Below are 13,569 nucleotides of genomic sequence, written 5' to 3'. Positions count from 1 at the left end.
CACAAAAACTGCACGCTTCTTCCCTCCGGAGCGTGCAGTTTTTGTGTACTCGACGGCGGGGGTCAGGCGTAGGAGGGGCGGATGGCGCCGACGGGCTCGCCGCGGCCGAGCACGGCGAGGTCGAGCTTCGGGGCGACGCGGTCGACGTCGTCGTGCGAGAGCGCGCCGGCGTCGGCGAGTAGACGCAGGGCGACGATGGATGCGGCCCGCAGACTGCCGTCGAGCACCTTAAGCGTCACGGTCGTGCCGTCGGGCGCGGCCATGACCATCACGCCCTCCGCCCCGCCCTTCGCGAAGACGCCGAGCTCGTCGATGACGACGGTGTTCGCCCGCCCCGGTCCGTCGATCGCCCAGCCGTCCGCGAGCACCGCGTTCTTCAGCAGCGCCGCGTTCCGGAACAGCGCGAACGGGGAGCCCTCCGACGCGGTCGCAATGCGCTGGATGCCGCGCGCGAGCGACAGCAGCGACATGGCGTGCACCGGCGCACCGCATCCATCGATCCCGGTCGCGACGACCTTCTCGCCGGTGAATCGCTCGACCGTGTCGCGGATGTGCTGCTGGATGGGATGCTGCGGATCGAGGTAGCTCTCGGTCGGCCAGCCGTTCACCCGGCAGGCGAGCAGCATCGCGGCATGCTTGCCGGAGCAGTTCATGTAGAGCGGATGCTTGTGCTCCCCGGCGCGGACCAGCTCATCGCGGGCAGCCGTGTCGAGCGGCCAGTCGGCGGGGCAGCGGAGCGCGTCCTCGGTGAGCTGCGCCTGCGCGAGCAGCTTGCGCACCACGGACAGGTGCGCCGGGGTGCCCGCGTGGCTGGCGGTGGCGAGCACGGCGCTCGCACCCTCCAGCGGAACACCCGCGCCCATGACGGCGACCGCCTGGAACGGCTTCATGCTCGAGCGAGGGAAGACCGGCTTGTCGGGAGCGCCGAGGGTGCGGACGATGTCACCCTCAGGCCCGAGCACGACCGCCGACCCGGCGTGCCGCGACTCGACGAACCCGCTGCGCTCGACGACGGCGAGCTCGACGGACTCAGCGGTGCTGAAGACCGCCGGTGACGCTCCTGCGTGCGGCTCGGCGCTCACAGCGCGGCGATGGCGTCGTCGATCACCGACACGGCGTCGGCGATGAGCTCGTCGGAGACGGCCAGGCTGGGCAGGAAGCGGAGGACGTTGCCCCAGGTGCCGGCGTTGAGGAACAGGATGCCATGCTGCGCTGCCGCCTGGATGATCGCATTGACGGCCTCGGGGTTGGGCTCCTTGGTCGTCTGCGCGGTGCCCGGCTTGACGAGCTCCACGGCGATCATCGCGCCGATGCCGCGGACGTCGCCGATGATGTCGTACTTCTGCTGCAGCTTCTCGAGTGCCGGCTTGAGTGCGCTCTCGATTCGGCGGCCCTCGGCGAGGAGGTCGTTGCGCTCGATCGTCTCGAAGACGGCGACGGCGGCGGCCGCGGCGACGGGGTTGCCGCCGAAGGTTCCGCCGAGTCCGCCGGGCTGAGCGGAGTCCATGATCTCGGCGCGGCCGGTGACGGCGGCGAGCGGCAGACCGCCGGCGATGCCCTTCGCGCTGAGGACCAGGTCAGGGACGACGCCGAAGTGCTCGCTGGCGTAGAAGGCGCCGGTGCGCGCCATCCCGCTCTGGATCTCGTCCGCGATGAAGACGACGCCGTTGGCCGTGCACCAGTCCTGCAGGGCCGAGAGGTAGCCCTCGGCCGGGACGATGAAGCCGCCCTCGCCCTGGATCGGCTCGGCGACGAGGCAGGCCAGGTCGGAGGCGCCGACGACCTTCTCGAGGTACGCGATCGTCCGCGCGGCCGCCTCGGCGCCGCTGAGACCGTCGCGGTACGGGTACGAGTTCGGCGCGTGGTAGACGTCGCCGGCGAACGGGCCGAAGCCGGTGGCGTACGGCATGGCCTTGTAGTTCATGGCCATCGTGAGGTTGGTGCGGCCATGGTAGGCGTGGTCCAGCACAGCCACGGCCCGGCGGCCGGTGAACTTGCGCGCGATCTTCACGCCGTTCTCGACGGCCTCGGCGCCCGAGTTGACCAGCACGCTCTTCTTCGCGTGGTCGCCGGGGGTGTGCTCGGAGAGGAGCTCAGCGACGCGCACGTACTCCTCGTACGGCGTGATGGTGAAGAGCGTGTGGATGACGTCCTGCAGCTGGCCTGCCGCGGCCTCCACGACCGCGGTCTCGGTGTGGCCGACGGTGGTGACCCCGATTCCGGCGCCGAAGTCGACGAACTGGTTGCCGTCCACGTCGACGAGGATGGCGCCGTTGGCGCGCGCGATGTACACGGGCAGCGCCGAGGAGACGCCGGTCGGCACGACGGCCAGGCGTCGCTCGTGGAGCTCCTGCGACTTGGGGCCGGGTACGGCCGTGACGATGCGACGTTCTTGTGGAACGGAGAAGACGGGCGCGGGGGTGCTCACGGTGTCAGTCATGGTCATCTGAGTCTAGCGGCGGTGCGAGAATCGGAGCATGAAGCTCGAGCACGCGTACGCGATCGACCTGCAGTGGACCGGCAACCGCGGGACGGGCACCAGCGGCTACAAGGACTACGGGCGCGACCATGTCGTGAGCGCCGAGGGCAAGCTCCCCATCGAGGGGTCGGCGGACCGCGTGTTCTTCGGCGACCGCGACCGCTGGAACCCGGAGGAACTGCTGCTTTCCGCCCTCGCGCAGTGCCACATGCTGAGCTACCTCGCCGAAGCGGCGGGCGCCGGCGTCGTCGTCGTGGGCTACACCGACGCCGCGACCGGGACCATGGAGCAGACGGGCAACGGCGGCGGCCACTTCACCGAGGTGACGCTGCACCCGCGCGTGACGATCGCCGATCCCGCTCAGGCGGACCTCGCGGCCTCTCTGCACCGTCCAGCCTCCGAGAAGTGCTTCATCGCCGCGAGTGTGAACTTCCCCGTCCACCACGTCCCCGAGACCCTCACCCTCGCCTAGCCCCTCTCCTGCTCTCTACCCCCACCGTCGAGTCCGCGAACTTTGCACACGGCACGCCGACCGAGCGTGCAAAGTTTGCGGACTCGACGGTGGGGGATGAGCGGAGCGAGGGAGGGACAGAGGGGGTCAGGCGCAGCCGAGGCGCGGAGCGGCGGTCGGCGCGGGGGCCGACGGCGCCGGGGCGGCGGACTGCTGCGGCTCGGCGGCCGCCCAGCGCTGGATCGCGGCGCGCCAGCGCTCGTCGCGCGTGAGCGGCGGCGGCTGCACGACGCCCGAGTCGCGCTGCGCCTGCAGCAGCGCCTCCTCGCGCTGGCGCTCGGCGAGGTCGGCGACGGAGATGGACCAGAAGAACAGCGGATGCATGATAACCACCTATCTGCGTTGACAGGTTACACAGTACCGTAACCCGCTATTGAGTTACAATGGTTACATGCGTACGAATGCTCCCGAGCTCGGAGCCGACCTGCTGGTCGACTTCCTCAACACGCTCGACGTGGAGGACGACGTCGACCAGCTGGCCGACGATGAGGGTCACCGCCGCTGGGCGTCCGAGCACGGCCTCGAGCCGGGGGACCGCGCGACCACCCAGCAGGCTCGGGATGCGCTCCGCGCGATCGTCGACGGCGACGCATCCCCGGCGGGACTTCCGGCTCTCACGCTCCCCGTCGACGCCGCACCGGGTGCGGTCGGACTGAGCCCCCGCACCGCGGCGGACGCGGCCGTCGCCAGCGCGCTGGTCCTCAGCATCCAGGGCAAGCTCGGCCGTGTGAGGCTCTGCGGGGGAGAGGACTGCCGCTGGGCGTTCTACGACGCGTCCAGGAACGGCTCCCGGCAGTGGTGCAGCATGGAGGTGTGCGGCAACCGCCAGAAGGCGCGCACGTACCGCTCGAAAGAACGCGACGGCGCCTGACCGTCGCTACAGCCGCTCGGGCCGCAGCGCCCGCTTGACCCGCTCGACCGTGTTCGCGGGCGGCGCCTCGTTGTAGGCGTTGGCGAGCTCCTGCCCGGTCAGCTCGTGGATGGCCGCCATGATCGCATCCGTCGCCTGACGTCGTGCCCGCCCGGACTCCGCCGGGCCGAAGTGCGACACGTCGATGGGCGTGCCGAAGGTGACCGTGATGCGGTGCGGCTTGGGGAAGCGCGCCCCCACCGGCTGCATCTGGTCGGTGCCGATCAGCCCGACCGGGACGACGACGGCGCCCGTGGTCAGGGCCAGCCAGCCGATCCCGGTGCGGCCGCGGTACAGCCGGCCGTCGAGCGACCGGGTGCCCTCGGGGTAGAGCGCGAACGCCGCACCCGTGTCGATGATCTTGCGGGACTGGTCCAGCGCCTCCTGGGCGGCCGCACCGGCGCCGCGCTTCACGCCGACGGCGCCGATCGCGGTGAAGAACGCGCGGGAGACCCGTCCCTTCAGCCCGGTGCCCTCGAAGTAGCTGGACTTCGCCAAGAACTGCACGCGACGCGGAGCTGTCATCGGGATGACGACCGAGTCGATGAACGAGAGGTGGTTGCTGGCGAGGATCACCGGTCCCTGCTTGGGAACGTTGCGCTTGCCGATCACGCGCGGCCGGTAGACCAGCTTCAGCAGCGGCGCCATCAGGACGCGGCCGAGGAAGTACAGTGCGCCGGGCCTCTTCACCTCGGCGGCACCATCGTCGGGCTCGTCGATGCTCACCTATCGAGGTTAAGCGCGGTCGTATGCCGATGACGGCATGCTGCTCTGCGAGCGTGTCGAACTCCCGCGCTCACGGCTTCAGGGGGTTCTTCTCGGGGCAGCCGAAGCCGGCGGTGTACACCAGGCACGCCTCGACGATGCCGGTGTACCGCACAGCCAGCGGGCTCCCGAACCACGCCGTGTAGATCCGCGAGAAGTTGAGGTTTCCGTAGGCCGCGCATGCCCCGCCGTCGCCGCCGAACGACGTCTTCAGCGTCTGCGCGTTCGGCTGGTACGGCGTGTAGTTGTACAGGTTCGCGGTGGCCTGGTTGAGGATGTTGACGCTGCCGGCGCCGCACGTCGCATCCGGGTGGTACTGGATGCGGTTGCCGCCGACCTTGTACCGCCAGTCGCCGGGGTGCACCGTGTACTCCCGGAACTGCCACGCCGCCCGGTAGACCTGGTTGAAGAACCCGAAGTAGCGGGCGTCGCACTCGGCGGTGTCGGGGCAGGCGTACCCGGTTGCCTTCTGGTAACCGGATGCGCTCGGCGCGGTGAGCAGCGACTGCTCCTTCTGTAGAAGCACGAGGAGCACGCGGGGGCTGATCGTGCAGGCCTTCGCGACCCGCGCGATGATGCTGCTGGCCCGCTCGTTCGAGCGTGCGGGCATCGCCGTGCACCGGTCCTTCGAGGCCTTCTGCGCGGGCGCATCCATCCGGAAGTCCGCAAGGCACGGCGAGTCGTCCTTCGGGCGGCAGGTGCGGTCGTCGAGGAACGACTGGATCTGCCCGGCCGTCATGGCGTCCGGGTTGTAGAAGCTGTCGTCGCTGATGATGTAGCCCGGATAGAACGGCGTCGGCGGCTCGGCGACCGCGGCGGCCGGCACGAGCGCGAGCGCCGCCGCGGCGGCGGACGCCGCGGCGATCACGCGCAGGCGGGGGAGCCGCATGACGGGCCTAGCGGGAGGTCTGCAGGATGTCGATGACGAACACCATGGTGTCCGTCGCCGTGATCTCGCCCGATCCCTTGGCGCCGTAGCCGTCGGCCGGCGGGACGATCGCGATGACCTGCGAGCCGACCTTCTGGCCTTCGAGCGCCTTCTGGAAGCCCGCGACGACGCCGGTCGTCGGGAAGGAGGCGGGGGTGCCGCGGCTCCAGCTGGAGTCGAACATCTTGCCGTTCTTCCAGAGGACGCCCTTGTACTGCAGGGTGACGGTGTCGCCCGGCTGCACCGTCTCGCCGTCGCCCTGCTTCAGCACGGCGATCTTCGTCTCCGTGGGAGGGTCGGCCTTGGGTACGGTGATGTCCGGCTCGCCGGTCTTGGCGTTGAGCTTCACTGTCGGGAAACCGGCCTGCGGTGCTACCGGGGCGCCGGTCGCGCGCGTCGGAGGTGTCGGCGGGATGTCGACGACATCCGCCACGAAGACCACGCTGTCCTTGTCGGTGAGGCTGAGCTTGGAGATGTCCTGGGTGCCGAAGGCCGCCTTGGCCGGAGAAGTCAGCACGACACGCGATCCGACGTGCAGGCACTCGACCGCGCGGACGAGGCCCGGGACGTAGGCCTTGTCGTCGACCTGGATGGTTGCCGGTTCGGTGCCGTCGAAGCCCTGCGCCGCGGTGAGCTCCTTGCCGGTGGTGCCGTTGTAGGCGGCCAGTGCGATGGCGACGTTCGACCCGCCCTTCGCCTCGGGGCCCTTGCCAGTGATCACGACAGTGCGCTCCATGTCCGTCGCCTTGAGCGGCGCGGGAATGGTCACCTTCGGCGTCGCACGGTAGTCGCCGGTCACCTTCACCGACTTCGACGTGTCGCCGGACTTCAGGTTCTGGCAGGCGTTCGCCGCGGGGGTCGACGACGGCGCCGGCGAGCCGGAGCTGCAGGCGGCGAGCCCGGAGACGAGCAGAGCGGCCGTGGCGGTGGCGGTCAGGGCCTTGAGAGAGGTACGCACGGTCGTCCATCCTGCCCTATCCGCCTCCGCCGTACCTGACAGCAGGTCATGGGTCCGCTGGATGCGCCACCTACGATGGAGGACATGACCCGCGAATTCTCCGTGCCCCAGTCCCGCCATCTCGTCACCGAGCTGCCCGGCCCGCGCTCGGTCGAACTGCAGCAGCGCCGGGTCGCCGCGGTGAGCCGCGGCGCGGGCACGCTGGCCAACATCTACATGGAGTCGGGGTCCGGTGCGATCCTCGTGGACGTCGACGGCAACCGGCTCATCGACCTGGGCTGCGGTATCGGCGTGACCACGATCGGCCACGCGCATCCCGCTGTCGCCGCTGCCGCCGCGGAGCAGGCCGCGAAGCTGACTCACACGCTGTTCACCGTGACGCCGTACGAGAACTACGTCGCCGTCGCCGAGAAGCTGGCCGAGATCACCCCCGGAGACTTCGAGAAGCACAGCATCCTCGTGAACTCGGGCGCGGAGGCGGTCGAGAACGCCGTGAAGATCGCCCGCAAGTACACCGGCCGTCGCGCCATCGCGACCCTCGACCACGCCTTCCACGGCCGCACCAACCTCACCATGGCGATGACGTATCGCCCCTGGCCGGAGCGTGCGGGAATGGGGCCGTTCCCCGGCGAGATCTACAGCCTCCCGATCAGCTACCCGTTCCGCGACCCCGAGGGGATGACGGGCGAGGAGGCCGCGGAGCGCACGATCGACTACATCCGCACCCACATCGGTGCGACCGAGCTGGCCGCCCTGTTCGTGGAGCCCATCCAGGGCGACGGCGGCATCATCATCCCGGCGCCGGGTTACTTCGCGCGCCTGGCCGAGTTCTGCGCCGAGAACGGGATCGTCTTCGTCGCGGACGAGATCCAGGCCGGCATCGGCCGCACCGGAACGTGGTACTCGATCGAGCACCACGGCGTCGTTCCCGACCTCGTCACCAGCGCCAAGGGCATCGCGGGCGGCTTCCCGCTGGCAGCCGTCACCGGCCGCGCCGAGATCATGGATGCGGTCCAGCCCGGCGGCATCGGCGGCACCTTCGGCGGCAACCCGGTGTCGACCGCCGCGGCCCTCGCGGTGTTCCAGGCGTTCGAGGACGAGGACCTCCTCGGCGAGGCCCGCCGCGTCGAGAAGGCGCTGTGGGCGCGGATCGGCGACTGGGCCGAGCGCTTCTCCGTCGTCGGCGAGGTGCGCGGCAAGGGTGCGATGTTCGGCATCGAGCTCGTCGTGCCGGGAACGAAGAAGCCCAACCCGGAGGCCCTCACTTCGGTGCTCCGCCACGCGACCCGCAACGGCGTGATCCCGCTGGACGCGGGCAGCTGGGACAGCGTCCTCCGTCTGCTCCCGTCGGTCGTCATCAGCGAGGAGCTCATCGACGACGCCGCGACCGTGCTCGAGGAGGCGCTCGGCCGCCTCGGCTGAGTCCGCGTCCCGGCCGGACGTGCCGCGAGACGGGGCGGCCTGCCAGGGTCGCCGAGGGAGGGGTGTTCCTCGGGCAATCCGGTCGCCGCTCCTCCGTTTCTCGCGTTCTCTCGGCGTGTCGCGCGTGCCGACCTCCCTTTCGCACGCCTCCGCCCGTCTCCGGCCGCCTCCGCGCGCGGCATGATCCGGGAGCGCCGCTCTCGGACGGCGGGCGGAAAGGGAGGCGGATCCGGTCGACACGCCGGTCTCGGGCGGCGAACGGAGGAGGCCGGGGCACGACCTGTCCACGTATCCTCCCTTTGTCACGGCACAGGCCGACGGCGGAATGCCCACACGCCGCCGCCCCACCGCGTGCGTACGATGTCCCTCGTGCGCAGAGTCATCATCCTCGGGTCCACCGGTTCGATCGGAACGCAGGCGCTCGACGTCGTCGCGGCCAATCCGGACCGGTTCCGTGTCGTCGGTCTGAGCGCCGGGCGCAACGCCGACGAGCTGGCGGCGCAGGCGGAGCGGTTCGGCGTCGTGGACACCGCTCTGGGCGCCGATGACTCCGAGCTGCTGGTTCGCTCGGTGGAGGCGGATGTGGTGCTCAACGGCATCACCGGATCCGTCGGGCTCGGGCCGACCCTCGCGGCGCTGGAGGTCGGCGCGATGCTGGCGCTCGCTAACAAGGAGTCGCTGATCGTCGGCGGGGGACTGGTCAAGCGCGCGGCGGCGCCCGGCCAGATCGTGCCGGTCGACTCCGAGCACTCCGCCATCGCGCAGGCACTGCGGTCTGGCACCCGCGAGGAGGTACGGCGGCTTGTGCTCACCGCGTCCGGCGGCCCGTTCCGGGGTCGGTCGCGGGACTCTCTGAGAGACGTCACTCCGCAGCAGGCGCTCGCGCATCCCACCTGGGACATGGGGCTCGTCGTCACGACGAACTCGTCGACCCTGGTCAACAAGGGCCTCGAAGTGATCGAGGCGCATCTGCTCTTCGACGTGCCGTACGACCGCATCGACGTGACGGTGCACCCGCAGTCCGTCATCCACTCGATGGTGGAGTTCGTCGACGGCTCGACGATCGCGCAGGCGTCGCCGCCCGACATGCGCCTCCCGATCTCCCTCGGCCTCGGCTGGCCCGACCGGGTGGCCGACGTCGGGGCGCCGCTCGACTGGACCACGTCGCACACCTGGACGTTCGAGCCGCTCGACGACGACGCCTTCCCGGCCGTGTCGCTGGCGAAGCGCGTCGGCCTGCAGGGCGGGACGTATCCCGCCGTCTTCAACGCGGCTAACGAGCAGGCGGTCGCCGCGTTCCACGCCGGCGCGATCGGCTACCTCGACATCCTCGGAACGGTGGAGCGGGTGGTGGATGCGCACGTGCCGGCGGGCGAGCTGACGCGCGAGTCCCTCGCCGAGTCGGAGCGGTGGGCGCGCGCGAAAGCGGATGCGTTGATCGCCGCACACTGACGACGGGTGCTGACGACGGGAGCTGCCCGGTCATAGCGGTCACCGAGGCGGCTCGCGGCCACTTCCAAGGCGCACGCCGCTAGCCTGAACCCGTGGATTCCGTGCTCCTGTTCGTGCTGGGCGTCGTCATCATCCTGATCGGCGTCGCTCTGTCGATCGCTCTGCACGAGATCGGCCACCTGGTTCCGGCCAAGCTGTTCGGCGTCAAGGTGACGCAGTACATGATCGGCTTCGGCAAGACACTGTTCTCGTTCCGCCGCGGCGAGACGGAGTACGGCGTGAAGGCCATCCCGCTGGGCGGCTACATCTCGATGATCGGGATGTTCCCTCCGGGCAAGGAGGGCGGCCGTGGCCGCAATGCGACCACCGGGTTCATGCAGCAGATGGTGCAGGATGCGCGCGTCGCGAGCTCGGAGACCGTCGCCGTCGGCGAGGAGGAGCGCACCTTCTACCGCCTGCCGGTCTGGAAGCGCATCGTCATCATGTTCGGCGGTCCGTTCATGAACCTCGTGATCGGCGTCGTGCTGTTCGGCGTGCTGCTGATGGGGTTCGGCGCGCCGCAGAGCTCGACGACGCTCGCGACCGTGAGCCAGTGCGTGCTGCCTGCCGGAAGCACCGCCAAGACGTGCCCGGATGACGCACCGCAGGGTCCGGCGGCCGCGGCCGGGCTCAAGCCCGGCGACACGATCGTCAGCATCGACGGTCAGAAGATCACCAGCTGGGACCAGTCCACCGCGATCATCCGCGAGTCGGCGGGCCGCACTCTCACCGTCGTGCTCAGCCGCGACGGGGAGGAGCGCACCGTCCAGCTGACGCCTGTCGTCAACAAGGTGGCCAAGACGGATGCGAACGGCGCCGTCGTGAAGGACGCCGCCGGCGGCATCGAGACCCTGACAGTCGGGTTCGTCGGCATCGGGCCGGTGGCGAAGCTCGTGCCGCAGCCGATCACGGCCGTGCTCCCGGCGGTCGGAGCGCAGACCGGTGCCGTCTTCAACGTCTTCCTCCACCTGCCGCAGCGCATGGTCGACGTCTGGAACGCCGCCTTCGGCTCCGCCGAGCGCGATCCGAACGGCCCCATCAGTGTGGTGGGCATCGGCCGGGCGGCCGGCGAGCTGACGGCCCTGGACGGCGTCCCCGTCGTCGACAAGGTCTACACGATGATCGGGATGCTGGCGTCGCTGAACATCGCCCTGTTCGTCTTCAACCTGGTACCGCTTCTGCCGCTCGACGGCGGCCACATCGCCGGGGCGCTCTGGGAGGGTCTGCGGCGCACGTTCGCGAAGATCTTCCGCCGCCGCGATCCGGGACCGGTGGACATGGCGAAGCTCATGCCGCTCACCTTCGCGGTCGTCATCGTGCTGGGCGGGATGAGCGTCCTGCTGATGTACGCGGACATCGTGAAGCCGGTCAATCTCTTCGGCTGACATCCAGCCGCCTCCCACCGTGCCGCGTAGGATTGAGCCCGTGGCAGCAATCAATCTGGGGATGCCCAAGGTCCCCGAAACCCTCGCACCCCGTCGCAAGTCCCGTCAGATCCGCGTCGGCAAAGTCCTGGTCGGCGGTGACGCCCCGATCAGCGTTCAGTCGATGACCACGACGCCGACGACGAACATCAACGCCACTCTGCAGCAGATCGCCGAGCTGACGGCATCCGGCTGCGACATCGTCCGCGTCGCGGTGCCCAGCCGCGACGACGCCGAGGCGCTGCCGATCATCGCCAAGAAGAGCCAGATCCCGGTCATCGCCGACATCCACTTCCAGCCGAACTACGTCTACGCGGCCATCGATGCCGGGTGTGCGGCCGTCCGCGTCAACCCGGGCAACATCCGCAAGTTCGACGACCAGGTGGGCGAGATCGCCCGCCGCGCGAAGGCTGCGGGCGTCTCGCTCCGCATCGGTGTCAACGCCGGTTCCCTCGACCGCCGTCTGCTCGAGAAGTACGGCAAGGCGACCGCCGAAGCCCTGGTCGAATCGGCCGTCTGGGAGGCGAGCCTGTTCGAGGAGCACGACTTCCACGACTTCAAGATCTCGGTCAAGCACAATGACCCCATCGTCATGGTGAAGGCGTACCGGATGCTCGCCGAGCGGGGCGACTGGCCGCTCCACCTCGGCGTGACCGAGGCCGGCCCGGCGTTCCAGGGCACGATCAAGTCGGCGACCGCGTTCGGCATCCTGCTCGGTGAGGGCATCGGCGACACGATCCGCGTCTCGCTGTCCGCGCCTCCCGCCGAAGAGGTCAAGGTGGGCCTGCAGATCCTGCAGTCGCTCAACCTCCGCGAGCGGAAGCTCGAGATCGTGTCGTGCCCCAGCTGCGGTCGCGCCCAGGTCGACGTCTACTCGCTCGCCGACAGCGTCACCGAGGGTCTGCAGGGCATGAGCGTTCCGCTCCGCGTCGCCGTCATGGGCTGCGTCGTGAACGGTCCGGGCGAGGCCCGCGAGGCCGACCTCGGCGTCGCCAGCGGCAACGGCAAGGGCCAGATCTTCGTCAAGGGCGAGGTCATCAAGACCGTCCCCGAGTCGGAGATCGTTGCGACGCTCATCGCCGAGGCCAACCGTCTCGCCGACGAGATGGAGGACCGCTCGTCGGGCGAGCCCACCGTCAGCGTCGGCGCGCACTGACCTCGGCCGGCCGGCTACCCGTCACCCGGCGGCCGTCGCGTCCGGCTGCTCAGCACCCGGCTGCGCAGCACCCACCGGCTCGAAGTGGATGCGGCCACTCGGGATGTCGGCGGCCGTCACCCGCAGACGCACGCGGTCGCCGGGCTGGACGCCGTCCCAGCGCGGGACGGACGCCGTGACGGCCGGATCGTCGAGCTGCACCAGCACGGTGCCGTTGCGAACGGCGAGCACCGTGGTCTCCAGCACCGCTCCGATGCGCGAGCTGAGGAGCGCAGCCTCCACCCGGTCCACGGCACCGGCGTCCAGCTGCGCGGCCAGCCGGTTCGATGCACCCATGATCGACGGCAGCTCACCGAGCGACGCCCGCGCCCAGTCGGGCACCGGTCGCCCGGCGCAGAGCGCCTCGCAGACGACGAGACCCCAGCGGTCGACGAGCCGGCGGAGCGGCGCCGTGACGTGGGCATACGGGGCAGCGATGGCCGACTGCTGCGGGTCGGCGGGCGGCTCGCCGTCGAGGACGACGTAGCCCGCCCCGCGGAACAGCGCCGTGGCGGCCTGGAGCACGGCGGCCGCGTGCGGCTGCGCGCGGTCGAGCGAACGCAGGTACTCGCCGTACGGAACGCCCTCCGCCCACGGCAGCCCGAGGGCGATCGTCTGGGCACGGAACGCGGCGAACGCCTCGGGTGACGGCGCGGGCATCGTGCGCAGGATGCCGACCCGGCCCTCCAGCATTAGTGCAGCGGCCGCCATCCCGGTCAGCAGCGAGAGCTGGGCGTTCCACTCCTCGACCGGGAGCGTGGCGCGCCGCTCGAGGGTGTAGGCGCCGTCGCGGAAGACGATCTCCTCATCCGGCGTGTTCAGGCTCGCCCCGCCGCGCTCACGCTCGCAGGCGATCCGGAGCGGCCCGACCACCCTCAGCAGTGCCAGCTCCTCCGGTGCCGAGCCGTCGTCGATCGCGGCCTGCGCCTCCTCATAGCTCCACTGGCGACGGGACCGGATGCGGGCGCGAGAGACGTGCGCCGAGGTCTCATGGCCGGTCGCGTCGAGCGCGATGTCCCAGACGTACGCGCCGCGGACCACATCGGGCAGTAGCGAGCCGGCATCCTCGCCGATCGCCGCCGGGTGCAGCGGGACCCGGCCGTCGGGCGCGTACAGGGTCTGCCCGCGGCGGCGGGCCTCCGCATCCACGGCGCCTTCCGGACGCACGAGGGCCGGCACGTCCGCGATCGCATAGAGCACGCGGAAGCCGTCGGCGGTGCGGGCGAGGTGGAGCGCCTGGTCGAGGTCGGTGGATCCGGCGGGGTCGATGGTGAGGAACGGCACGTCGGTGAGATCCGCGTCCGGGAGGGGAGGCGCGGCGGCGACCGCGCGCGCCTCCGCCTCGACCGGCTCGGGGAAGCCGTCCGGGAGACCGAGCTCGTGCCGGAATGCCGCGAGCGAGGCGGCGAGGGGAGCGGCGGAGGCGGAATCGACGACGCGGGTCCGGCGGTCGGGCATGCCCCCACCGTAGTCTCCACGCGCGTGC

The 13,569-nt window shown here is 70.5% G+C and carries 13 protein-coding genes; 6 read left to right on the top strand and 7 right to left on the bottom strand.

Annotation, left to right across the window (positions count from 1 at the left end; translation table 11 throughout):
• Positions 1-62: 62 nt before the first annotated feature.
• A complete protein-coding gene (locus H284_RS0101185; RefSeq protein WP_020074864.1) occupies positions 63-1,082 on the bottom strand; it encodes an asparaginase in 1,020 nt (339 codons plus the stop codon).
• Positions 1,079-2,440 carry a 4-aminobutyrate--2-oxoglutarate transaminase gene (gabT, locus tag H284_RS0101180; protein ID WP_029042775.1) on the bottom strand — a complete coding sequence of 454 codons (1,362 nt, stop codon included), beginning with the start codon at positions 2,438-2,440 and terminating at the stop codon, positions 1,079-1,081. Before gabT ends, H284_RS0101185 begins: the two co-directional genes overlap by 4 nt.
• Positions 2,441-2,477: 37 nt before the next feature.
• On the opposite strand from gabT, the gene H284_RS0101175 reads away from it, so the two are divergent.
• Positions 2,478-2,951, top strand: coding sequence for an OsmC family protein (locus tag H284_RS0101175; RefSeq protein WP_018190866.1), 474 nt, complete (start codon positions 2,478-2,480; stop codon positions 2,949-2,951).
• A gap of 126 nt (positions 2,952-3,077) precedes the next feature.
• Here the strand turns inward: H284_RS0101175 and H284_RS0101170 are convergent, their stop codons facing one another.
• Positions 3,078-3,314 (bottom strand): hypothetical protein, encoded by a 237-nt coding sequence (locus H284_RS0101170; RefSeq protein ID WP_020074862.1) that lies wholly within the window; start codon positions 3,312-3,314, stop codon positions 3,078-3,080.
• A gap of 67 nt (positions 3,315-3,381) precedes the next feature.
• On the opposite strand from H284_RS0101170, the gene H284_RS0101165 reads away from it, so the two are divergent.
• A complete protein-coding gene (locus H284_RS0101165) occupies positions 3,382-3,861 on the top strand; it encodes a CGNR zinc finger domain-containing protein (protein WP_020074861.1) in 480 nt (159 codons plus the stop codon).
• A gap of 6 nt (positions 3,862-3,867) precedes the next feature.
• Here the strand turns inward: H284_RS0101165 and H284_RS0101160 are convergent, their stop codons facing one another.
• From H284_RS0101160 to H284_RS0101150, 3 genes are all read right to left on the bottom strand, one after another.
• The gene (locus tag H284_RS0101160; RefSeq protein WP_018190869.1) at positions 3,868-4,626 is read right to left on the bottom strand and encodes a lysophospholipid acyltransferase family protein; all 759 of its coding nucleotides are present in this window, start codon (positions 4,624-4,626) and stop codon (positions 3,868-3,870) included.
• 70 nt (positions 4,627-4,696) lie between these two features.
• Positions 4,697-5,554: a LasA N-terminal domain-containing protein gene (locus tag H284_RS0101155; RefSeq protein ID WP_018190870.1), complete on the bottom strand. Its 858-nt coding sequence runs from the start codon at positions 5,552-5,554 to the stop codon at positions 4,697-4,699.
• Between the two features lie 7 nt (positions 5,555-5,561).
• A complete protein-coding gene (locus H284_RS0101150; RefSeq protein WP_020074860.1) occupies positions 5,562-6,551 on the bottom strand; it encodes an FKBP-type peptidyl-prolyl cis-trans isomerase in 990 nt (329 codons plus the stop codon).
• A 75-nt stretch (positions 6,552-6,626) separates the two neighbouring features.
• Between H284_RS0101150 and H284_RS0101145 the strand changes: the two genes are divergently transcribed.
• The 4 genes from H284_RS0101145 to ispG all read left to right on the top strand — a co-directional run bounded on the left by H284_RS0101145 (position 6,627) and on the right by ispG (position 12,044).
• On the top strand, positions 6,627-7,973 hold the full coding sequence (locus tag H284_RS0101145) for an aminotransferase class III-fold pyridoxal phosphate-dependent enzyme (RefSeq protein ID WP_020074859.1): 1,347 nt from the start codon (positions 6,627-6,629) through the stop codon (positions 7,971-7,973).
• Between the two features lie 360 nt (positions 7,974-8,333).
• Entirely contained in the window at positions 8,334-9,425 is a 1,092-nt protein-coding gene (locus tag H284_RS0101140) for a 1-deoxy-D-xylulose-5-phosphate reductoisomerase (protein WP_020074858.1), read from the top strand.
• A 101-nt stretch (positions 9,426-9,526) separates the two neighbouring features.
• Positions 9,527-10,849, top strand: a complete 1,323-nt coding sequence (locus H284_RS0101135; protein WP_020074857.1) for a M50 family metallopeptidase — start codon at positions 9,527-9,529, stop codon at positions 10,847-10,849.
• A gap of 61 nt (positions 10,850-10,910) precedes the next feature.
• On the top strand, positions 10,911-12,044 hold the full coding sequence (gene ispG / locus H284_RS0101130) for a flavodoxin-dependent (E)-4-hydroxy-3-methylbut-2-enyl-diphosphate synthase (protein WP_020074856.1): 1,134 nt from the start codon (positions 10,911-10,913) through the stop codon (positions 12,042-12,044).
• Positions 12,045-12,065: 21 nt separating this feature from the next.
• On the opposite strand, the gene H284_RS19855 is transcribed toward ispG, so the two are convergent.
• Positions 12,066-13,541: an RNB domain-containing ribonuclease gene (locus H284_RS19855; RefSeq protein ID WP_020074855.1), complete on the bottom strand. Its 1,476-nt coding sequence runs from the start codon at positions 13,539-13,541 to the stop codon at positions 12,066-12,068.
• Positions 13,542-13,569 lie beyond the last annotated feature (28 nt).

The organism is Cryocola sp. 340MFSha3.1, assembly GCF_000383315.1.
Classification (GTDB): domain Bacteria; phylum Actinomycetota; class Actinomycetes; order Actinomycetales; family Microbacteriaceae; genus Leifsonia.
The sequence above is the reverse complement of the archived record's forward strand: the minus strand, read 5'-3'. Positions and strand labels throughout refer to the sequence as shown.